17 protein-coding genes, 1 pseudogene and 2 riboswitches are annotated in these 24,473 nt (G+C 37.2%); all 18 genes and pseudogenes read right to left on the reverse strand.

Annotated features, from left to right (window positions below; all coding sequences use genetic code 11):
- Positions 1–33: 33 nt before the first annotated feature.
- A pseudogene (locus PG840_RS16950) lies at positions 34–252 on the reverse strand (DEAD/DEAH box helicase); the annotation flags it as partial.
- A 64-nt stretch (positions 253–316) separates the two neighbouring features.
- Positions 317–1,726 (reverse strand): YecA family protein, encoded by a 1,410-nt coding sequence (locus tag PG840_RS09845; protein WP_270613568.1) that lies wholly within the window; start codon positions 1,724–1,726, stop codon positions 317–319.
- 67 nt (positions 1,727–1,793) lie between these two features.
- On the reverse strand, positions 1,794–1,961 hold the full coding sequence (locus PG840_RS09850; RefSeq protein ID WP_211133917.1) for a hypothetical protein: 168 nt from the start codon (positions 1,959–1,961) through the stop codon (positions 1,794–1,796).
- Between the two features lie 384 nt (positions 1,962–2,345).
- Positions 2,346–2,702, reverse strand: a complete 357-nt coding sequence (locus tag PG840_RS09855; protein ID WP_270613569.1) for a hypothetical protein — start codon at positions 2,700–2,702, stop codon at positions 2,346–2,348.
- Between the two features lie 36 nt (positions 2,703–2,738).
- Entirely contained in the window at positions 2,739–3,830 is a 1,092-nt protein-coding gene (locus PG840_RS09860) for a DEAD/DEAH box helicase (protein WP_270613570.1), read from the reverse strand.
- A 21-nt stretch (positions 3,831–3,851) separates the two neighbouring features.
- Positions 3,852–4,661 (reverse strand): hypothetical protein, encoded by an 810-nt coding sequence (locus tag PG840_RS09865; RefSeq protein WP_270613571.1) that lies wholly within the window; start codon positions 4,659–4,661, stop codon positions 3,852–3,854.
- A 5-nt stretch (positions 4,662–4,666) separates the two neighbouring features.
- Positions 4,667–8,017: a hypothetical protein gene (locus PG840_RS09870; protein ID WP_270613572.1), complete on the reverse strand. Its 3,351-nt coding sequence runs from the start codon at positions 8,015–8,017 to the stop codon at positions 4,667–4,669.
- Positions 8,018–8,022: 5 nt separating this feature from the next.
- Complete coding sequence (locus PG840_RS09875) at positions 8,023–8,211, reverse strand: helix-turn-helix domain-containing protein (protein ID WP_270613573.1); 189 nt, start codon at positions 8,209–8,211, stop codon at positions 8,023–8,025.
- A 214-nt stretch (positions 8,212–8,425) separates the two neighbouring features.
- Positions 8,426–9,130 (reverse strand): DUF4368 domain-containing protein, encoded by a 705-nt coding sequence (locus tag PG840_RS09880; RefSeq protein WP_442872508.1) that lies wholly within the window; start codon positions 9,128–9,130, stop codon positions 8,426–8,428.
- Positions 9,100–11,022 carry a hybrid sensor histidine kinase/response regulator gene (locus PG840_RS09885; protein ID WP_270613575.1) on the reverse strand — a complete coding sequence of 641 codons (1,923 nt, stop codon included), beginning with the start codon at positions 11,020–11,022 and terminating at the stop codon, positions 9,100–9,102. Before PG840_RS09885 ends, PG840_RS09880 begins: the two co-directional genes overlap by 31 nt.
- 225 nt (positions 11,023–11,247) lie before the next feature.
- The gene (locus tag PG840_RS09890; RefSeq protein ID WP_270613576.1) at positions 11,248–14,454 is read right to left on the reverse strand and encodes a hybrid sensor histidine kinase/response regulator; all 3,207 of its coding nucleotides are present in this window, start codon (positions 14,452–14,454) and stop codon (positions 11,248–11,250) included.
- Positions 14,455–14,687: 233 nt separating this feature from the next.
- Positions 14,688–14,778: riboswitch (cyclic di-GMP riboswitch) on the reverse strand.
- Positions 14,779–14,924: 146 nt separating this feature from the next.
- Positions 14,925–17,783, reverse strand: a complete 2,859-nt coding sequence (locus PG840_RS09895) for an ATP-binding protein (RefSeq protein WP_270613577.1) — start codon at positions 17,781–17,783, stop codon at positions 14,925–14,927.
- Between the two features lie 225 nt (positions 17,784–18,008).
- On the reverse strand, positions 18,009–19,499 hold the full coding sequence (locus PG840_RS09900) for an HD domain-containing phosphohydrolase (protein ID WP_270613578.1): 1,491 nt from the start codon (positions 19,497–19,499) through the stop codon (positions 18,009–18,011).
- Between the two features lie 97 nt (positions 19,500–19,596).
- Positions 19,597–20,646 (reverse strand): GGDEF domain-containing protein, encoded by a 1,050-nt coding sequence (locus PG840_RS09905; protein ID WP_195502591.1) that lies wholly within the window; start codon positions 20,644–20,646, stop codon positions 19,597–19,599.
- A gap of 72 nt (positions 20,647–20,718) precedes the next feature.
- Positions 20,719–20,976 carry a hypothetical protein gene (locus tag PG840_RS09910; protein ID WP_270613579.1) on the reverse strand — a complete coding sequence of 86 codons (258 nt, stop codon included), beginning with the start codon at positions 20,974–20,976 and terminating at the stop codon, positions 20,719–20,721.
- Positions 20,958–21,033, reverse strand: a riboswitch (cyclic di-GMP riboswitch). (Overlaps the previous gene by 19 nt.)
- 162 nt (positions 21,034–21,195) lie before the next feature.
- Positions 21,196–21,960, reverse strand: a complete 765-nt coding sequence (locus PG840_RS09915; RefSeq protein WP_270613580.1) for a TIGR03915 family putative DNA repair protein — start codon at positions 21,958–21,960, stop codon at positions 21,196–21,198.
- Positions 21,961–22,013: 53 nt separating this feature from the next.
- On the reverse strand, positions 22,014–23,534 hold the full coding sequence (locus PG840_RS09920; RefSeq protein ID WP_270613590.1) for a putative DNA modification/repair radical SAM protein: 1,521 nt from the start codon (positions 23,532–23,534) through the stop codon (positions 22,014–22,016).
- Positions 23,535–23,721: 187 nt separating this feature from the next.
- A complete protein-coding gene (locus PG840_RS09925) occupies positions 23,722–24,465 on the reverse strand; it encodes a glycerophosphodiester phosphodiesterase (protein WP_270613582.1) in 744 nt (247 codons plus the stop codon).
- Positions 24,466–24,473: the final 8 nt, after the last annotated feature.

Raw genomic sequence — 24,473 nt, forward strand, 5'->3', positions numbered from 1 at the left:
ATGAATACAATTGGGTATTCCATAAAAATAGTCAATTCCAAAATAGTGAAAAGGACAGAGTAAATCTTCTTCCATTGCATTTTGCAAACGGATTTCATAAGCAATCTGATGATTGAAAATCTTATAAATATTTCTTCCTTCCAGATTGTCATCTCGTTTGTCCGGTGTGGCGGTCATTCCAAGCCAGAGACGAGGGATAAAATAGTCCATGATGCGTTTGTAACTGGCAGCAGAACTGTGGTGAGCTTCATCAGCGTATGTCAACATAGGTCTAAAGGTTTTTTCAGCCATATTTTCGATGGCAGAAAAACCACAATTATTTAATCGGCTTCATCTCACCTATATCGTTCCTACAGCATTTTTTATACTTCAGTCCGCTTCCGCAAGGACATCTATCGTTTTGACCGACTTTTTTATAAAACCTCGGATGTATCGCACTGTGCATATTATCGGCACGTAATTCCTGTCGGAGAATAAAGAGGAGTATTTCTCCAAAAACTACAGCTGCTCTGGCAAGTCCCAAGCAATCTAGAGCTACCTCCATCAAGCTTGTCTGCATCTTTATCCTATTCCTTCTCCGATAATCAAAGGTTGTTATAGTCTGTGTCAGTCCATCGTATTTGTAGTTATTGTGGCCTATACCATTTCTCAAATCCTTGTTTACCGGTATTCTCAAAGTCTTTTGAATCGGTTCGGCGTTATTTATCAGGTCGGCTTTTTTTCCGTTATCCATCCCTACATATTTTGCATAATCCGATCCTCGTGCACCTCTAAACCCAGGATCATTCAAAAAGCCTGTAATAGCGCTGTCAAAACTTGTGTAATCCGACCTCATCAGTATATTATCCATGCAAACCGGTATGTATAATAGCGATAGCAAAGATTCATACGCATCTTGATAAAAGGACTTAAGGTCCTCGAAAGAGCAAGTAGCAATTCCTAATAAAGGTTCAGGGGTCTTGTAACGCATATATGTCTCTGCAGGTAGAATATTCGGATATATATTCATAAAAGTCGAAAAGATTTCTATCACTTTCCTGTAATCAGAAACCAACGTATCCGTGCCGCCCTTATCATTGACAAATTGATGTAGTTTATCCTTATCAATTACTGCAAGATCAGCAATCAATCCTGCAATAATATCGTCTTCACTTTCCGGATAAAAAAGGTGCTTTGTCTCTTCTTGAACTACTTCCTGCAAACAATGAAGAGCCTTGAGGTAATTATCACATTTATATGAATACTCACCCATCATATGCTTTAAGGCTTCCGGCACATAATCAGTACTTCCTTCATTTAGCAATTGAAAGGCAATACTTCTCCACTCTTTCCATTCTTCCATGTTTTTGACGAAATAAGAAAGCCTGTTGATACGATCCATCATATCAATCTTATCTGTCACGTTTATGAATGGTGTTGTCTTTATAATCTTGCAGTCAAAGGCTTTTACCTTTGCGCAAGGAAGTTCACCAGATATCTCTACAACGTAATCAGCGTTTAATATTCTCTCAGAATTAGCATCTACATCACACTCTTCCACTTTTGCGTTGTAAAGGATTAATCCCTTTTGCCCAGGCAGAGAAATGTTATAAGTCCCCTTAATGAGAGCTCGACAATTAATGCAATTGAAGCGGACTGGATATTCCTTCAGATATCCTCCATCTTCGATTCTCATGTATGTTTTTTTTCCACAGATTGGGCAAACCGCCACTTTAGGAACTACCATATTAATCCTCCTAATAAAATAGGCATACAACCCGAAAATTATATGCCCAGTCCATCCTATATTGGAGCTAGCGCTCGCTGTTCACAGCGAACGCATACTCCTTACAAGTATCAACCACATGGGTTGATACTCGCTCGGCTGCACTGGCATCCATCTTCACTGCGAAAATGGTACCGACCGTAGCCGCGCCAAGGGCAACGACAAACTTCCAGTCAATGGTGACAACAAAGTTCATAGCACTACCTCCTTCCCAGAGCTCAGCTCCAAAAATAATATTGGTATGCTACGTTGCCCTTTCCAATCTTAAATTGGAATATTATAAAATACCACGGTTCGGTTTGTATGTCAATAGCTAATTTCAGATTTTCATAATATCATAGAATATCAATAATAAAAGATATATATACCCAGAACAATAGAATAACTGAGTTACCAACAAATAATTCTTCCATTTAGTACATTATGCTGTAGATAACAGCAACCCCCTTCTTTTCATTAGTTTAACATATTGACTTTAATGTAGTAATTATTGAGTTGTTTCTATATGCAAAACGAATTTTCAATTAGCTTTTACTCAAACATTATCATTGGATTCAAACCAACTAAAATGTCATCTTTATTATATCCCGCCCAATTCTACATAATAATTTTTCAAATCTTCTGTCAATTGTTCTTTCACTCTTGCCCAATCTTCCTCCGTCATCTGACTATACAGTGCATGATTCATAGAAATGACACTTAAATCTTTTGAGTAATACAAAAATCTCTTCCGCTCAAACTTTTCAAATGGATTCGTAAGCATATTTCTGCTAATAGCTTTTCGATCTTTCAGTGTCTTTACATTATACGGGCAGATGCTTCTATCTACCGGAAGTCCCCGGTCAATCCTATTCTGATAAAATCCAATATAACCGTCCAAAACTTTTTCTATGTCTGCATCTCCAATCGTATTAACAACTTTTATAAAGGACAACATAAATGGCATTTTGTACGAAAGTGAATAATCGCGTTCCTACAAAAAATCAAAGAAATCCTGTTTTATCGTATTGTCATTATGTTTTTTAATATTTAGCTCTTTTCGATATTTCTCTACATCATCCGGACTAAATAAGTAAATTGATCTGCTTCCGAATTTATATTCTGCACTCGGTATGATTTTTCCTTTTTTAATCCAGCTGATTACTGTTCCTGTACTGACAAAATATTCTCTGGCAATCTGTTCCTGACTCAAATAATTGCCATACTTATCTTCAAATGAATCAATGTCAACTTCTGATATACGCTCAATCCGCTCTTCCATTCCATCAATGATTACCATTTCTCCCGGCTTATAATCCATTTCAGTAATGTCACCAAACGGGACGTAATATGGATTAGCAAATATTGAATGCATATTGCATGCTTTTACCATAGCACCATATTCATCTACAACATCAATCACGATAACGTTCTTTTTTCTATCTGTTTTTCTTAATCCTCTGCCAATCTGTTGTAAATACAACCCCTTTGACAATGTCGGTCTTGCCATAACAAGAATTCCAAGTTCTGGATAATCCCATCCTTCTGAAATCATATTACATGCACATAAAAAACGAATTTTCTTCTGTTTAAATGCGTTCATTACAGTATCTTGATTTTTTGTCTGACGGGTATAACTTGATGCTAAAATCCCTGCCTGATTTAATAATTTTGCCATTTCATTCGCATGAGCTACATTAACACAGAAGATAACTCCTTGTCTTTTTCCTGCCTCTCCTTCCAGAAAATATTCCTTTAAAACATTCACAATTAATTCATTCCTAGAAGTGACTCTAATCCGTTTTTCCAAATCTGCATTCACATAATCTTTCCCATTAAAACGTACCTTTGAAAGATCAATATTCGTCTCAATTCGGTAAACATTTGCCTTAGCTACTATTTCTTTTTCCATTGCTTCTTTTAAAGACAATGATGTGGAATAAGTCTCAAAAACAGTTTCCAGCTTCTTTTTATCCGGTCTTTGGTCCGTAGCTGTAAGCCCTACTGTAAAATCCGTATCATAATATTGAATAACCCGTTTTAAAATCGGTGCAACTGCATGATGTGCTTCATCAGCGTATGTCAAAGATAGGTCTAAGAAAAAACATCATATTTTCTGATATAGAAAATGAGTGTTACGAATACTCTCAGATAATATTTCTCGATTTGTTCTTATAATGGATGTCTCACGTTTTAATTCATCCTCTATATTATTTGAAGAAAAATTGCAGACCTCCAACTGTCTAAAATATGAATTGCTTAATTGCGGAACAGACATATTATAAATATTATGATTTATCTTTTCATATACTGCTATATCTGCTAATACATTCTGTATTAATTCCTTGTCTGAAAATAATGTTTTAGATAAAATGCATATCCACTCATCAATTAAATCCTCTGAATCATCACTTGTGCTCCATGCTACCAGACCATTCTTCAAACAATCAAGATACTCTTGAAATCTTCTATCCAAATCTGATGTTAAGATATTCCAATCCTTTGGCTGTATATCCTCAAATTTTTTAGGTTTGTTAGATGCAATCAAAAATGCCGTATTTAAATAGTTTTCAATTTTATTTTGTCTATTTCTTGCATAGAATAAGGAAATATCATTATTATGACAAAACCATTTCCTTAGTTCTGATACATCCTCCCAAAATTTAATCGCTGCGTCATAATCAGTTCTGTCAATTAAGTCATATCGAAGCATCAACTCAAATAAATTTTTCTTTTCTTTTAATTGCGAACGATCACAATCCGAAAAAAGTCCATACAGCGTTACCACTTGTCTCCAAAACAACAATTCCCCTTTGTATAAATCAGTTTCTTTTGGAGAATACCCTTCAAATAGATTGATACGTGGATCAATCTTATGTGCTAAATTCCTAATTTCATTAATTCTCTGTTTTTGCATAAGTATTACTCCTTATTTTCAACTTTTCTGAAAGCCTTAGGAGCAATATTGCTGTATCCAATCTCTACATCATTAAATACCGTTCCTTCCATCAAATTTGCAAATTTCATGTGTGGACCATGGTAATATATAGGATTCTTTCCAAAGTCATCTATGAAAATAGATCCACTCCTGCTAACCTCATCATATTTGCCTAAACGTCCAGAAAATTTCTTTGGAATCCCATTTTCATCACAAAGCATATGTTTGGTAAATACACGTCTTAATCCAAGTGTTGAGTCCTCTTCAATACTCTTTAATACGGATATACTTTCACTATATTGCTCAAGTTGTCCTAAACATAATGCTTTTATATACCTTATATTTTTGGCTAATTGATTAGTATTCTCCGCATCATTACAAAATCTCATGATGAAGTTATTGCAAATACCTAATAATTCTCGCCATACATCTTCACTCATTCTGGTTATCCAACACTCGCCATCTAAATATATAGGCTCCTTGTTATTCATTAGCCACACAACATTTAGCAACATGTATTGACATGGCTCACTCTCACTAAGCACTGCTTTATACTTATCATTGTTAAATATAGAATATACTTCTTCGCATGCACTTTGCTGAAATTCATTTTCAATTGGTTTATTAAAATCAACTTTGTTCTCAAGAAGCAACTTTCTAGTAATAACATAAAGTCCTGCTGACGAACCATTTGAAACCAATTCTTCAATATAAGATTTAACTGTAGTGCTATTATCTAGCAATAAATAAATCTCTGCAACCTGTCTTTGAAAATACTCAGAATTTGATACATCAGGATTTTCAAACATTATTTCATCAGCAACAGAACACATTGACTCTAATAACTCTAGCCGCTTTACGTCATCGCTTTCATTTCTATATTCAATAATAGAACCTTTAAGTAAGGTCACATAAGCATGATAATCCAAACTATCATACCTGATTACATTTCTTAAATCTCTACGTAATTCCTTAAATAGTAATGTATCATTTGTTTCCTTTAGCTGACACAGGAGAAGTTTACTGTTTGCAGATTCAACAATTATAGCATTTCTTGTACCCATTGATATTCCAAAATATTCAATTTTATTTAAAACTTCATCTGCAATACTAACTGCTTCCTCTAATTTTTTTATTCTTGAACTAATTTCCAGTGCTTCATTCCTACCATAATATTCCCGTAAATATGTGATTTCCTGAGAAATGAGTATAGGCTCCCATATATTTCTCTCCTCACGTAATTTTTTCAGTGCATCTATCACTTCTTCATATCCACGTTTATACTTATTTCTATTTTCAGCATTATTAGGTCCAATAATTCTAATAACCTTTTCACACAAACGAACTTCTTGCTGCTGACCATATCCACCGCTCGAATTCATTAATTCCAACATCTTCACAATACACTCCACTTCATCAAGTGGTGTCATATTTTTGGCTGATATATACATGCATGCTTCTAATGGTGTACGCAACGAAATCACGTAGTTTTCATGATAATCTTGTGTTATTACAAAAAAGGTGGATTGTGTCAAAGTTCTAATAATTTGCTCATTATACGTTCCTAAGATACGCAATGCAAAGTCGTATGGCATTTTTAATTTAAACTGACTACATACGGCAATACATTTAATAAACTCATCTTTTGCAATTTCAATCTTTTGTTTTTCTTCACTAGTTGCATCATCTATCCCGACACCAATACCTGCTTTTACCAAATCAGATTCTATCTTCTTTAATGCAAACGCAAAAACATTATTTACAGATGAAGACTCCCTGATTCCCTCTTCCAAAATCTTATCTAAACCCTGAAGATTGGCACTTGCTTCCTTAAACACTCCCTTGGAAAGATCGCCACGTAAAATATCAAATGCCTGATAAAACATTGATAAATAGTTTTTACTGCTTTTGGCATAATAATCAATAATACTATTAACATTCTGTTCTGACATATTACATTTTTTACTGAGAATTTCTTTAAGTTGATCAACTTCTGTAGAAATCTCCACAGTAGCCTGACACTCAACAAATTTTTTATTCATGACACTCTCTTCAACATAATTTTCCTCAGTATATACTTCACTTGCATCATTACTCAATTCGTAAGCTGTACTCAATAAATATATTTTTCTTCCTCGTGCAAGAAGAGCTTGATACAATCTATAACATTTTTCTCTTCCAGTACTATAACTAGATGTATCCCATACTAAAAAAGTTGCCTTTGCACCTAAGTTTTCAAGCCTCTCTAGTAAAGCATCTAATGCATTAAAAGCCGGTGAACCTTTTTTATTTATACCCTTTTGTTTATACTCGACGCTCGAATAAAAATTTATGTCAGGATCATTAATATAGACCACCGGATATTTTTTTTCATTAAATATTTTATATGCAACAGCAGCTAACGAAATACTCTTTCCAGTTCCCGTTTGTCCTACAACCAACAGCGGTTTATTATTGGGTTTTCCAACGTTTTCTAACCCTTTTTTTACTTTTCTGTACAAACGATCTTCATAATTTCTGTGAAGATTGAATCCATAAGCATAGCCATACCATTGCGGTTCTCTGACACTGTTTTTAAGAAACATATAAAAATAGTCTTTGTACATATTCTTCGGAATTTTTATCTCATTTAGTAATCCAACATTAATAAGAGTTGCAAATGATTCTGTTTCAAGTAGCTGCCTTTTTTCTATAAATGTTGGAATCGACTTTTTGTCTGCTTCTATATATATCTGGATAAACCTATCAGTTGACTGGTGTTCAAACAATTCTTCAGATTGTAAGAATTCCTCGAAGAAATCATTAATTCCATTTTCAATAAGTACAGCTATCCCCTGATTTTCCAAAGCAGTTAAATATTGATCTTTATTCTTACAATTAAAAATATAAACTTGTTTCTGATTGCTGAATAACCCTCTTAATGCCTTTCGTAACTCTTTATGAGTAAAACAAGGTTCTTCAAAATCTTCTATAAGTAATATACCATTTCTCTTAATAATTTCAGCCACCCTAGCAAGCATTTCTACAGCTTGATCAGTAACATCTTCAGCATCTAATTCATCAATATCTGTTTTAGGATAATTTTCACCAAACAAACGTATCACATGGAGATTCTTTCGATCCATGAGGTTCGCTTGCATATCATCCTTTGACATGATATCCCTCACAGAGCGCATATCATTCCTCAAGGATGCCGCCAATGTCATATCACAGTTAGTTGTTACGATAGAATTCCACGCATAATCTAATACAGACGTACTCAATTTCTTATATTTATGTCCAAACAACAAAACACTGGGTTCATACTGCATTCTTGTAAATAATTCATTTAACATAGATATCACCTCTTTATATATTTTCCTGATTTTATTCGCTCATCTTTTGGCTTTTCCGCAACTGAGGGAATAACCCACATATTCCCAATTTTTGTAGCCCTTTTAATTCTTCCCTCTGAACATAGAGTATTTATCCGTCTTGCTCCAATCCCCCACTTTTCAGCGGTTTCTTTTATTGTCATATAACCGTCCATATTTTATCCTCACAGTAGAAGTATCACATTTTATTATCATGTAATATCAAAAAATATAATACATTATTATTCAATATTTTACACTAGTTCTCGAACAAAATCAATCTGAGCATTTTTTTAAATAAAATCTCGAATCTAAATAAGAAAAACAGCCCTATCAAGTGTGTTAAAGTTAAAAAAGCCAGTCAGACTCAGCATCCAACCGGCTCCTGCCTTAAATCCCTATGAACTTTCTTATCTCATCCTTGAACTTCCAAATAGTCTCCACATGCTCTGGATCCGTGACAATAACTTTCTCAATCAGTTCCTGCACCATTTCCTGCGTCAGTTCATCTGCTCCAGAATACTTTTTCATAACACTAAGTGCCTGAGATAAATTGTCATCCTTCATGGTTTCTGCATCCTTAAACTTCTGCTCCAGTTCTGCTATATCAGCAGCGAGTTTTTCAGCCAGAATCAGATTGTCCTGTCTGCCGACATTATTCTGCTTGTCCAGTTTCTGCTTAAAGGCATCTGTCATATCAAGTAGTTGCCTTATCACAGACCATACTATTTCATTCAGATTATCTTCTATAACATATCGCTTGCAGCATCCATCTTCGCCTGTCTGCTCTTTTGCATGTGGACAGGTAAAATATCTATATGTAACTCCATTACGAAAATATGTCTTATAACTCATTACCCTTCCACAGATACCGCACTTAACTATCCTGTAAAGAGGATATGTCTTTGGAATAACATTCTTCGTTTCACCAATCTCACAAAAGATTTCCTGTGCTTTCAAAAACTCCTCTTTAGTAATTATTCCCTCATGCCTACCTTCCACGATAAACTGATCTTCTTTCGGTACTGATGCAGTATGCTTGCATCCAACACCAATTTCTTCCTTTACATATATTTCATAATAGTCGGCAATAATACATTCATATCTATTGGTTTTGCAACATGATCATTCATGCCACTTGCAAAAGCCATCTTCTTATCTTCTTCAAAAGCATTTGCTGTCATTGCAACAATTGGAATCTGCGATTTGTTACCGTCTTTCAGTTCTCGAATTCTCCTGGATGCTTCATATCCGTTCATAATCGGCATCTGAATATCCATCAGAATCAGACTGTAGTAATTTTGCTTTGCTTTGTTAAACATATCAATACATGCAACGCCGTTCTCCGCTCTTTCTATTATGATTCCCTCTTCCGTCAAAAGTTCCGTTGCAATTTCTGCGTTCAAGTCATTATCTTCTACCAGAAGAACCCTTTTTCCTTCCAGTTTTTTGATATTCAACTGACCGTCTGCATGTTTCGGATTCCTTTTTTCCTCATTTGCTATTTTTAATGGAAGCGTGATTGTAAAAGTAGAACCTGCTCCCGGTTTGCTCTGAACTGTGATCTTGCCATTCATTAAATCCACCAGTTTCTTCACGATTCCCATGCCAAGTCCGCTACCTTCTATTCCGCTGTCTGACGAAGATCGTTCCTGTGAAAATGATTCAAAAATATGTTTTTGGAATTCTTCTGACATTCCGATTCCATTGTCTGCTATGATAAGCTCTAATACACTCCAACCTTCTTTTTCGCCGGGATATTGGTTCAATGTACAGCTTATGTTACCGCCTTCACCCGTGTATTTCACAGCATTACTCAAAATGTTAATCGTAATTTCAGATGATCTTGCATCATCCATATACAGGTATGGATATCGAATGTTCTTATTGACTTTCAGTGTTTGATGTTTTTCTTCTATCGGTTTCCTAAACATATCAATACATAAATCAAAGTTTTTAGAAACATCTGTTATTGTTTCATCCAGCGTTGCGTGGTTGTTTTCGATTCGTGCTAATTCAAGAATGTTATCAATCAAATGCAGCATTTTCTTTCCGCACAATAATATTTTTTCAAAGTAATCCTCTAATATAGTTGGCTCCTTTAAATGTTTCTCTCCCAATTCTGCATATCCAATGATTGCATTCATAGGGGTACGAATATCATGAGACATATTAAACAGAAATGTTGATTTTGCTTTATTAGCTGAATCGGCCAGTCTTGCAGCTTCCTGCAACAGTTTTTGCTGTTTCTGCTCATTTTCTTTTTGCTTCTTATATACAGAATATCCACAGGTACATAATATTAACAAAATACACGCTGTAATGCATCCCAGTACAATACTTAACTTATTCGTCTTCTCAACCATTCCATACGCTTTCTGCATATCCATTTCTATGCAGAAAGCACCTATCACTTCATTAGATTCATCTTCCGCTGTCACAGGATAACAGGCTGTAAAAATAGGTCCCCATGTTGTATCAACAATATCCTGAGAATATACTGTTTTTCCAGAAAGTGCTTTTTCTATATAAGGAACCATCTCCTTTTCAATCGGATCTCCTGGATGTCTGACGTCACCAGCCGATGGATCCAGTCCGTCTACAACGTAAATCAATCTACCGTCTTCATTTCTGGTTGCTGTGTAAATATATCTCGTAGAATTCAGCGTTCTGATTTCATTCATATATGTCGATATATTCTTGAATAGTTCTGTATTCTCATCAGCTTTACTTTTTATTTCATTAAAATCTTTTCGTCCCAGTCTGTGATTTACCAGCTTATGAACCGCATCTGCACTGGAAATATCTCGTTCAATTTCTGTTTTCAGAGCAGTTTGGGTATATGCTTGTTGTAAAATAAAAGTATATGCAACAACAAACAAAATCACCATTGCCAGAAGGAATACCAACCGTCCCTCAAAAATTTTCCAATGATTTACCGGATTTTGATCTTTTCTTTTTTGTTTTATATAGTTATTTTTCATCATCGTATTTCACATGCCTTTTCCCTAATTTTAGTTTAATACAAAAACGCCTCAACTCTTCACGTATTTTGCAAACATGGGTTACATTTCCAGACTCATCCCTTCTTTTTATAGTAAAAAGCATCCTGTGCCAACTGCCATCACACATACGGTATTCAGTGGGTTTCTGTCATAACAAAACCCTCTCTATGTTTCCTAGCTGCTTTTCCCATGCATCCAGGAAGGCAATTACAGCCAGTTTTCCAGAACATCATTCAGCTTATTCATATCCAGCGGTTTCGCGATATGTCCATTCATGCCTGTATTTTTGGCCAGCTGTACATCTTCTGCAAAAGCATTGGCAGTCATGGCAACAATAGGCAGTTTTCCCTTTTCACCCGGAAGGCTCCTGATTGCTGCAGTTGCCTCATAACCATTCATGACAGGCATTTGGATATCCATAAAAACAAGATCATACAATCCTTCCGGAGAAGCTTCCACTTTTTCAACTGCGATTTTTCCATTTTCTGCCGTTTCCACTTTTGCACCTGTCATCTGCAGAATTTCACCAGCAATTTCTCTGTTCAACTCATTATCCTCAACCAGCAGAATCTTTTTTCCCGTGTAGTCTGATTCTGACAGCTTCTCCAAATAATTTCTTGCTGTTTTTTCTTTTCTGCCTGAAGTAAACTGCCGCAGTGTAGCCGTCAGCCGGGAACGGAACAGCGGTTTTGCAATAAAAGCATCTACACCTGCAGCCTTTGCTTCTTCTTCAATTTCGCTGAATTCATAGGATGTCAGTACAATGATGGTAATCTCTTTCCCGATCCGTTTCCGGATCTGTCTGGCAGTCTCTATACCATCCATATTCGGCATCTTCCAGTCTAAAATAACAGCAAAGTAATCATCTTTCAACTCATGCCGTGCATAACAGCACTCAACGGCTTCCCTGCCAGAGAGAACCCATTCACCCATAATACCGATTTCCTTCAGTGTGGCAACTGTACTTTCACAGCATGTCTTATCATCATCCACTACCAGAACCGGCAGATTCATCAGATTTTTGTCCTGTTCTTTTTCTTGTTCCTGAAGCTCCAGATAAATTGTTACTGTGATTTTAGTTCCCTTATGTAAGGTACTGTCCACTTTAATAGTGCCATTCATCAGGTTCACAATATTTCTGCTGATTGCCATTCTAAGACCGGTTCCCTGAACTCTGGTTGTCCGTTGGTCATCTGCACGGCTGAAAGGATCAAACATGATTTTCTGGAATTCCGGTGACATACCGATTCCATTATCCTCAATCGTAAATTCATAGCATCCAAGTTCTGAAAATCCATTGGGTTTTTCCTCTATCGAAAAAGTAATATTTCCACCATCCGGTGTATACTTGATCGCATTACTCATCAGATTCACAAATACCTGCTGAATCCTCAAGCTGTCACCACAGACAGCCTCATGTTCAATATGATTGATGTGTATATCAAAATTATGTTTATGTTCATCAAGCACCGGTTTCGTAAGTGTAATAAGATTATCTACCAGCTCTGACAGATTGAAATCTTCCTGTGCCAGTGTCATTTTTCCACTTTCAATACGTGCCATATCCAATACTTCATTGATCAGCCCCAGCAGATGGCGGCTTGATTCTGTGATCTTGCTGAGGCATTCAATGACTCTGTCCTGGCTCTCAATATTTGCTCCTGCGATTGCCGTCAGACCCACAATCGCATTCATTGGTGTCCGGATATCATGGGACATATTGGAAAGGAATTCCGTTTTCGCACGATTTGCATTTTCTGCGGACCGGTAAGCTTCTTTCAGTGCCTGACGGGATTCAATCTCTGCTTTCTTTTCCTGTGTCACATCCATGGATGCCAGCAATACCTTTTCCAGCTTTCCATTCTTCCATTCCAAGGGAATATAAGAAGCGATTTTATAAGTCTTTTCATCCAGGCTGCAATACTCAAACTTATAAATATCATTTTCACTTTTCAGTTTTTTCCGAATATTATCCGGGGTTATCAGGATATCTATAGCTTCCAATGGTTCCAGTGTCTTATATTTTTCAAGAACCTGCATCTGAAAATCATGATAAAATCCCAGAGGTTTATATATCATCTGTCCATTCAGATTGTAGAATTCATATCTGTCATTTTCCAGATCACAGACAACAAAGCGGTCAACCAGACGCACAATACTCTGAATCAGCTGCTCCATGGAAGCATTATCCGCTGCCATCTGCAGATGCCGTGCGCTCTCTACCTTTGCCTCTGTGATATCACGCAGAAAGATCATGGCATATTCTGAATCCTCGATCTCGCCACGTATGACCACATTGCGGACCCATCGTTCTTTTCCATTCAGAGTGATACGGCACTCTAAAGCCAATTCGGTTTCCAGACCCTTCAGCCTTTCTGCAATATAACCACGGTCGTAAAAAGAGGATACCGCCTTCTTATCTGTCTCCACAACATAGGAATCCACAAAATGCCGGATCAATTCATCCCACGTATGACTCTGTTCAAAGACGGTCATCAGGGACGGTTCAACTTTAAAGGTATCAAAAGTATTCGTTTCCAGATTCACATAATACTCGCACAAATCTGCTTTCGTAAAAGCCCGGTGGAAAGCAGCAGATTTTTGTGCCTGCATGATTTCTTTTTTCTCCCCATCAATGTTAATAAAAATCCCGGCAATCCTGCTGGCAGAACCATCCAGACGGCGTATTACTTCTGCCGATGCCCGAAACCACTGGTATTGATTATCCTTCATTCTCATACGATACTCTACCTGGTATTTTATCTGGTTCGTCTTATCCTTAATTGCCGCCTGAAGCTGCACCATTACTCTTTCTTTATCCTGTGGATGCAGAAGATCTGACCAGGATTCCAGTTTATTCGGAAAGTCCAGAGTGTCATGATAGCCAAGCATTTTTCGGAATTCATGACTCCAGTTTACATTCACAATCTCACTGTTTTCGTCACAGTCAAAATACCAGAAGCCGGAACAGATAGCCTCATTGAGCAGTGTCAAATTTACATGATCCCAGTTGACCTGTACGGACATAACCCAGATCTGTCTGCCCGCCTCATCTGTCGCATCCTCTTTACAAAGCCGTACATTTTTCACTGTACCGTCTGCTGCAAGGATCTGTGCTTCTCCTGTTCCGTGAAGCTGCAAAAAACGGTCTCGCTCCAGTCTATCTTCCTCGTCATAAAAGAAATTTCTCAATGAGCCTTTTGTCTGTTCCATGAAAGTATCGAATGTATATCCCGTACTATGCAACAGCAGATTATTCACAGACAAAATAGACAGGTTTTGGTCATAAGATCCTGTCATTATACCTACCCCGCCATTATTTTCCAGTGTTTTCTGTACGACCTGTGACATGACCTGTGTCTGCCCCGTTACAGTCTCACCTAAGGAATATATTTTGTCTTCATAATTTTTCATTTTATAAAAATCCTTTCTCCGTCTTATGCCTTCTTCATCTTGCTTTTATCTGTATACAGAAAACCTGTCCCTGCCAGTTTTGTTACCCATTTTTGCATGCAAAAAGGACACTTGCTAAAATCTGCCAGTGTCCCTACTATATTTCTCTAAAATGACACATCTATATAGTATAAAAGGTATCGGAATCTCTTCTGTTCAAACATCTTTTCCATATATTATGATGATATGGAAACAGTGGCAACCGGCTGACATGGTCAAGCTTTCTGACTTTAGTCCCTTCTGGCTTTGCGCTCCTGCCTTTCAACAGGTTTGCCTTTAAAATAATCTCTTTTTTTAAAAATTAAACTACCATAAAAATTTTTACACGTCAATAATGTTGGATAGAAAATCTGTGTATTTTGCGTATGCCAGCCTGCATTGTCATCTTTTAGCCCTCCTGTCAATTGTATTCCACTAATTCATGAACCCTGCTAATCATTATGAACATACCTTAAAATCGTTTTTATAACTTCCTCAATCACAATCGGTTTTGACAAATGTGCATTCATTCCTGCTTCCATACACTTTTCTGCATCTTCCCTAAACGCATTTGCAGTCATAGCAATGATAGAGATTGTTTTTGCATCCTGCCGTTCCAGGGATCTTATTGTTTTTGTGGCAGTAAGCCCATCCATCACCGGCATCATGACATCCATTAAAATAACATCGTATGTTCCTGATTCGCAGGCTTCAAAGTGCTGAACAGCTTCTAACCCATTTTTCACTGTTTCTACTTCAGCCCCATTTTCCATCAGCATAAATTCTGCTATTTCCGCATTCAGCTCATTATCTTCAGCCAATAATATCCGGACACCTGATAGATCTGCATTGAAATCTTCTTTTTCTTCCGGTCGTGCATTCGTATCAATTTCAAATGGAAGTATTACACTAAAACAGCTCCCTTCACCCAGCTTACTTTCAACTGTTATGGTTCCGCCCATCTTTTCTACAAGTTGTTTCACAATAGGCATTCCCAGACCTGTCCCATTATAATCAGAACGTGGGGAATTATCTGCCTGTACAAATGGAGTAAACAATTCATTTTTTATAAATTCTTCTGACATTCCAATTCCATTATCTTTTATTTTAAATTCACATGTCATGTGATCTTCTGATCTTTCAATCGTTCTCATACTCATGTAAATAGAACCATTCACCTTATTGTACTTCATACTGTTTGTAAACAGATTCATCAATACTTTTTTCAGATGAACTGCATTGCTCCAAACATATATACCACTGTAATCATCATGTTCTCCTATAACATGAAGTCCTTTTTCTTCTGCCTGAAAAGATAGTGACTCCGTGATTTCCTGACATACCTGATCCAGATTGATGGATTCATCACTAAAAACCACGGTATCCGATTCTAACTTTGCCATATCCAAAACATCATTTACCAATGATAATAGCAGTTTCGAAGACTCATTTATTTTATTCAGGCAATCTTTTGCCCGCTCACCATCATTTCCGCTTTTTTCAAGAATTGTAAGCATGCCCATAATGCCATTGATCGGTGTCCTGATGTCATGAGACATGTTATTTAAAAAGGAAGTCTTAGCCTTATTGGCACTCTGTGCTTCTACAAGTGCATTTTGTAATTCCTGCCGTTTTTCTTCAAGCTCCTGATTCAGCTTCAATGCCTGCTCAGCAGACTTCTTGGATTTTTCTTCCGCACGTTTTGATTTTTTCAAAGAATCAAGAATTATACACAGAACAACGAAAAAAGAAATTCCAGCGATAAGTGAAACTGTCAGTAAATTGTCCTGAATAAAATCCTTCGCTGTAACTTTTCGTGAGGAAGCATTATACGAAACTACTGCACCTGAAAATTGAGTTGTAGGCATAGATGTCAGTGTTTTATTCAGAATGGACAAAAGAACCGGTTCTCCCTGCTGAATAGCAAATGGAACATCAGCTTCTTTTGTCAGGAAAACACTATGAAGCTTATTATTTTTCAAATAGTCTGAAACAGTACCTGAATTGCTTACAATACAATCCGTCTCCCCTTTCTGCATTGCTTTTACTGCTGCATCTGATGTTTCATATTCCACAACCTTCCATTGCGGATAATTGTATGAAAGATATGCTTTCAATGCAAAATCATCTTTTTCAACGGCAACTGTATTCTCTTTATTTTCATCAAAAGAATTCTTTGCCGTAATTGCTGCCATATTGAGAGTCAGCAGCGTATCCGACAAAGCAAATCCATTTGTTTCTGCAAAGTATGGATTCTGGTTTGCATGAAAAATCAGGTCTATTTTTCCATCCTGCAATGCCTGAAGCAGTTCACTTCTTGTATCATATCCATTTAATTCAAATTCCAGAGTCTGACCTTGCAGACAATTTTCTGCAAGATCCACATAATCTGTGATAACACCTGTCAATTTACCTGTTGATGAATCTACACTGCTGATACCTCCATCCTGATTCAGATACCCTATCCGGATTGCTCCATGCTGCCCGATCCACTCCTTTTCTTCTTTTGAAAGAAAGGAGCTGCTCTGTGCAGAAAGATAACGCCTGTAGAGATCATCAGTGTAAAATGGATTGTCATCCTTGATTCTGCGCATAGCATTATCCAGTGCTTCTTTGATATCCGGACGTTCTGGATTTATAGCGAAATAGATTTCTGTCTCTCCAATACTTGTAATCGGCGAAATCTCCGATTCTTCCCAACGGTGGTCTTCTTCCGAAACGAAGCAGTCAATTTCATGGTTCGACAGTTTGTCCATAATTTCTGTGGTTGTAGAAACATTGATATGCTTCGTATGCAGACCATATTTTGATTCCCATTCATTAAGCACATCCTCCAGTATATTATCTTTAGACACACCAATATTTTTTCCCTCAAAAGAATCCAAATTTCCTGCTGTAAGATCCATATTGGATGCATTCGTATAGATGTAATATTTCTCTTCCCCCATAGGCATATCGGAAAAAAGCATATTTTCAGCACGTTCGTCTGTATAGGAAATGCCACCAAGAATATCAATCTCTCCATTTTCCAACTGTGTAAAGCAGTTTTTCCAATCACTTGTTATGTATTTATATGTCCATCCTGCGTAACCTGCAATATCTTGAAGATACTCATAACCATAGCCGCTTCTTTCTCCCTTTTCATTGACTACATTATAAGTTTCCTCAAAAGATCCTACCCGGATAACATGATCAGAATTTTCTTGGGCAGATGTGGAAACAGGAAAAACAACCAAGCATATCATTGTGCAAAATATAAAGTAACAAAATTTGAAATTCCTTATATTCTGTACTAATTTGCACTTCTTCATCTTTCTCCCACCCTCCAGGCTACAGTCGCTTGCTTGCTTCTAGATTTTAATTTTACATTCATTAATGTTCAATACCCCCACAACATTTTTATAAATATCTTTGCGACAGCTTTTGCTGTACTTTTACTATAATTATACTCTACAGCCAACTTGTGTCAATTTACTAACAGAGTAATTACATTATCCTTTTTCTTATTTCGATATATCCAAAAATAATATCACCAATCAAGAGAGATATCCGACAATTCCTATATATCCATCTTTCTTTAAAGAAGACCATAAGGTATGCAGTTTCAGATCAAACATCTGCCTTTTATTTTCCACCTTTGCCATTAACTGTAATGAGATTTCTGTATTCTGTATTGATGTTTGGTCCAGTAACGCTCTGATATGTTGAATATCTTCACTGCTTACTTCGAACAGTTTGGATATATCAAACTTCGGATCATCTCTCTGGCACAGTATCTGCCGGTTTCCGTTAATTATAATCAGCCGACCTGAAATTGCATTATACTCAATGGAAATTTTGCCACTGTCCATTTTAAAAAACTCTATCTTTTCCTGCATGAGCTTAATGACATGCTGCGAATAATTTTTACGGGGTAAAGACTTTTCCTTTAGTATTTCGTCAGAGAGCCTCTGTGCTTCATAATACTGTTTATTATCATTCGTTTCATTCGTATACATCTTGGAAAACTGAAGGCTTAGTTCTTTCAGGCACTTAAGAAGAACCGGATTGAACTGCCCGCATTGCCCGTCCAGAATCATCTTGATTGCGGTATCATGCTCAAATGCTTTCTTATAACATCGTTCACTGGTAAGAGCATCATAAACATCCACAATAGACACCACCTGTGCAGAAATTGGTATTTCTTCACCTTTCAGACCATCCGGGTAACCCTTTCCATCCCATCTTTCATGATGCCATCTGCAGATTTCCCATGCGGTATGTACCAGTGGATGATTTTGTAAAAAATGCATATCCCAGATCATGGATGCTCCAATCTCACTATGAGTTTTCATAATTTTAAATTCTTCATCGGTCAGTCTTCCGGGTTTATTCAGTATTTCTTCCGGAATGCGTATTTTACCAATATCATGAAGCGAAGAAGCGGTTGTGATTATAGCAATATCGGTCTCCGTCAGATGATAAGCATCCGTTGTTTTTAACAGTTGTCTCAGCATCATTTTCGTCGCAGTACGGATATGTAAAATATGTTCGCTGCTCTCACTGTTGCGTGACCCTAATACATTGCTCAGAATTCTGAGCATAATATCATTGTTTTCTTCTTTTTCATAAACCTGATCAACAACCACATTGATCAGACGCTTTTGGTTCGCATAAAGTTCTAGGGTATTCTGGACTCTTTTCTTTACAATAACAGAATCAAAAGGTCGTGTAATATAATCTGTAATTCCCATTTCATATGCTTTACGCATAACATCAACAGATTCTTCAGCAGAGATCATAATAACTGGAGTTTCATCAATACACTGGCTTCTTTTCATTATTTCCAAGACTTCAAAACCATTCATCTGTGGCATATTGATATTTAAAAGCATCAGATCAATTCCAATATTTTCTCCTATCATCTGGATTACCTGATTTCCATTTTCAGCTTCCAGATAATCATAGGTTTCTCCAAGAAATTCTTTCAATATATCCCTGTTAAACTTTGCATCATCGGCAATCAGTATTTTTTGTCTTTTATTCATATTTTCTATTTCCTTTATTCTTGTGGTCTTTAGAAATCCTATAAATTAAAAAAGGCACTTCCTATCGATAGTTTTTTAATCACTTTCCTTAAGAATGCTAATTATATTTCTTGCATAACTGTTTATTTTTATACATATTAGCATCTGCATCATCCAATAACATCTGCATTGTACACGACATATTATCGGAGGATAATGCCCATCCGCATGCATAGTCGATTGGTATTTGATTTTCATAACTATTTAATCTATCTTTTTCTCTGTACAAACCTTTTAATATTTCCTTAATTTCCGCCTCATTTGTATGATAAATGACTGCTATAAACTCATCTCCGCCATATCTTCCAACAAAATCCTTTTCTGGAATAACACTTCGCAAAAACTTTGAGAAATTCATTATTAACTGATCTCCTGCGGAATGTCCCATTGTATCATTTACAGTTTTTAGATTATTTAAATCAAACATTATGCATGCTGTAGAACCTGTAATCATATCTTTTTTATTAAGAAGCTCATTACAGGCATTTTTATTTGGCAGTCCAGTATGGGCATCTACGAATGCTTTCTGTTCCAGCAATCTGTTTTGCATTGCCATCTGCATTGCCTTTAGAGTCTGCATAATAACCAATATCACCAGAATCAACATATCAAGTGCCGACAAAAGCTCTATAGTACGAATCTTTATAGCGATCTTTTCTGAATAGCTTTCTGCGGAAGAGACAGTTTCATCTGCCATCGTAAAATATATTTCACTCATATTAACAATGTCTGTATTTTCGTATCCCTTGTTTCTTACTGCTTCAATTTCTGTTTTCAATTTATCCCAGTAATCACTCTGGATTTTCAATTTCCCCTGATATTCTTCGTCATTGAGTTTTACCAGATTATAATGTCCATCCTGATATCTCAATCCAAGAAGAATGTCATCCAAATATTTAATTAATTCATCATTTTGGTTTCCTGTAATTTCTAATTTTACTTCGCGCTGTGTAGCGCCACGTACCAGACCTGCATAATTTATTACGCGTGCTGTCCCCTGCAGCCTGCTAATCTGAATCATCATAAAAATAATAAGAACCACTAATATCAATATAAGGAAACTTTGTATAATACCTATTATATTTTTATTTTTCTTGCTTGTCTGCATTTCACCATTTATCCCGAATCTTAAATAATATTCATTTCAATAACTATGCTATTCATTTACTTTCTCCCTATATTAGGGACAAATATCTTTAATAGTATTTTTTATCTTTTCAATATCCAGAGGTTTTGCCAAATTTGTAATATCAATTCCTCTCACGATATCAGCCTTCATATGATCTGCATACGTTACAGCGTTTAATTCGGCTCTTGACCTTGTTAAATCCCTTTGACTGCTATCTGCACGAATGCCTATATTCACCAGAACAACCAAACCGAAAAAGAGCATTGTCATTGCAGACAATGCATCTTTAACGTGGCAACTGGCTACCATTTTACAGGTCCTATAGCTTTGCGTCGCAGACTTTCATCTGTTTTGCCGTTTTTCTTATTATAGCTTTTAAACATATGAAAAAAACTGAGTTTATTATACTCTAATGCTCGACTATGTACAAGAAAAACATTACCGTTTTTACGCCTAAAAGCAAAAAAAGAGTTTCCTGTTCATGATTTTTAACCGGAGTTATTCTTTGCTGCTTTTTAATTCCTGCGATTATTCTTTAAATTCCACAGCATGCTTTCTCTTCCAGATCGGAAAAAGATTCCTCTGACAGACATAATTCTTCCGCTCTTTGATCCCGATCGTATGGAAAAATGTCTTCCACATCCCAGTGTATTCATCTTCGTACTCTTCTGTTTTCCGAAGTGCCTCAAACTCTCCGCCTGTCAGATAACGAAGATAATTTTCTCCGTCTTTTGGATGGATGCAGGCGGTCTTCCGGTTATCATCGACGATCATCCAATATTCCGATGGCATACGGTCTGCGAAATGTCTTCCAACCAGCATGATCACATCACTTTTGGGTTCTAGATGGCTGACATACACACGCCCGTCGAGACTTTGAAACCGGGCGAATTCACGGAAATGATGGCTTTCATTTCCGACACTACGGTACAGTTCTATTATCCGCATTACATGTGGATTGGTATAATTTTCGAGTACACCCGCTCCCATGGCAAATCCAACTCGTAAAAAATTATAGATTGTCTGCAGTGCGTCTTCTTCTGCTGAAAGGGATGCGTAATACACATACAGATATGCTCTGGAAGAAATATCTCTGCGGATAGACCGGGTGACTTTTTCTGCTTTGAAGCTGTCCCCATCTACATGGATATATTCGTCCAATAATGTTGTCTGGAAAATCGGTTCTTTTTTCAACTGTATCTGATCATGACCGATTAGCAAAGCATCTGCCCATGCATCATAGATGCATGTCATGATGTCTTCTAACCGGTCCTTGCAAGTATATATCTTCATAAATTTCCTGCTTTCTCATATTGCTATAAGTATTTTCTGCCCTAATGATGTAACTATCCAATTCCGAAATCAGCAAGTGTCATCTGTGAAAATCCTTCATTTGCATGAGCCATTTCCCAGGATTCCTTCCGGTCTACGCTGACCAGCTGTCTTGTGATATAAGTCTCTTCAAGTGGTGTGTGATACATCTGTTTTCCACCACAGGTGATGAAATAGTGCGCTCTTTTCAGCACAACTCCCATTTTCTTCAGACTTGTGAAATCCATTCTGCCATATCTTCGTGCATTTACAATACGGCTGGCTGATTTCGGTCCGACTCCGGGTACGCGGAGGAGTTCTGCATAGCTTGCCGTTTCTACTTCAACGGGAAATAATTCCAGATGGCGTAATGCCCAATCACACTTCGGATCCAGAAGTTCGTTAAAATTCGGTTTCTCTATGGTTAAAAGTTCATCTGCCTGAAATCCGTAAAACCGGAGCAGCCAGTCTGCCTGATAAAGCCTGTGTTCACGCAAAAGCGGCGGTGGAGTTCCAATCTCAGGCAGAACAGGATCTTCATTCAGCGGGATATATGCCGAATAAAAGACACGTTTCAGATCAAATCCCTGATAAAGCTGCTGCGTGGTCTGTAATAAGGTATAATCGCTTTCACCTGTCGCTCCGATGATCATCTGGGTGCTTTGTCCTGCCGGTGCAAAGTTGCGTTTTAATCTGTACATATCATGTGGTGCAAGTTGATATGCCTGATTCCAGGTGAAGGAAGAATCCAATAGAGCAGGATTTGACTGTGCAGTAATTGAGGATACATCTGCTGCTTTTTGCAGCGCTGCCCTGCTATCCAGTTTCCTTTGGAACTGTTGTTTGGAAGTATCAGAAAAAATTCCGTTATGCAGGAACTGATTTCCACGACTTCTTTCCATATATGATGATTTTCCGATTGCCATGCGATGTGCGGCAATGGTATTCTGCACCTTTCCCATCGGACTTAGGATTGTCTGCATAGTCTTGTTCGGTGCCAGCTTACGAAGTCCCTCAGAAGTTGGCAGTTCCAGATTCACGCTGACACGGTCTGCCAGATAACCGGCAGCTGCAAGTAATTCATCCGAAGCCCCCGGAATCGTCTTCACATGAATGTATCCATTAAAATGATATTTGGTGCGGAGAAGTAACAATGTCTCGCATATCTTTTCCATCGTATAGGTTGGATTTTTCAAAATACCGGAACTTAGGAAAAGTCCTTCTATATAATTCCGTTTATAAAATTCGACTGTAAGATTACAGATCTCTTCCGGAGTAAATGTAGCTCTTTTTACATCATTGCTCGCACGGTTAATGCAGTATTTGCAATCGTAGACACAATGATTGGTCATTAAGATCTTAAGTAAAGAAATACATCTTCCGTCTGCCGCAAAGCTGTGACAAATTCCACATGAAACGGCATTACCGAGTTCTCCTTTCTGTCCCCGGCGACTTGAGCCGCTTGATGTACATGCGACATCATACTTTGCAGCATCAGCAAGAATATGTAATTTTTCCTGTATTGTATAATGCTCATTTGTCATTTCTGTATTCATATTTCTATTATACAAACATACGTTCGCCTATGCAAGTGTTTTTTACAGTTAAAACAGAGGCAATCAAGAATTGACCTGAATATACAGACAGGGTATGTACAGCTTCATTTGCCATACATACCCTGTTTTAGTAAACATATTTTCTTTTATTTAAGAAATACTTTTGCTCCATGCTTCATGCAACTCATCAACGAATGACATCACGTTTTTTGATCTGCACTGCCATGTCTGGATAATTGGTGATAATTGCAGTTACTCCTGCATCGATCAGCCATTTCATATCCGCTTTTTCATTGACTGTCCAGACACGGACATTCAGATTGCTGCCCAGATATTCTTTCAGGAAATCTGCCATTTTTACATGATATACTGCCGGATGCAGTCCGTCTACTTTTGTATTCTTCGCATACTCTGCAACATTCAGGATCACATCACTGTACAGATAAGCGGTTTCTGCTTCCGGCACAATTTTCTTCATCTGCTGGATGCTGTAATGGTTAAAGGAAGAATAAATCACCCGCTCTTCCATTCCTGCTTTTTTTACAAGATCCGCAACCTTCTGCTCGATTTCCGGATACCAGTAAATTCCTGTTTTCAGCTCAATATTGACCTGGATACCGGATGCTTTTACCGCATCCAGTACTTCTTCCAGGGTTGGGATCTTTGCTGCGGAATACTCCGGGAATTTGTTTTTCAGTACTGTAAGCTTTTTTAACTCTTTTAAGGTATAATCCTTGACCCATCCCTTTTTTTCTGTAACTCTGTCGATGGTTTCATCATGGATCACAACCGGGATTCCATCCTTTGTAAGCTGTACGTCAAGCTCGATTCCGTCAGCACCCTGTGTGATTGCCAGTGCAAATGCTTCCAACGTGTTTTCCGGTGCATATCCGCTTGCACCTCTGTGTGCAAATATTTTTGTTTTGCTCAATGTTTACT

This window comes from Coprococcus sp. AM97-35 (genome assembly GCF_027697525.1).
In the GTDB taxonomy this organism is placed as follows: domain Bacteria; phylum Bacillota; class Clostridia; order Lachnospirales; family Lachnospiraceae; genus Allocoprococcus; species Allocoprococcus comes.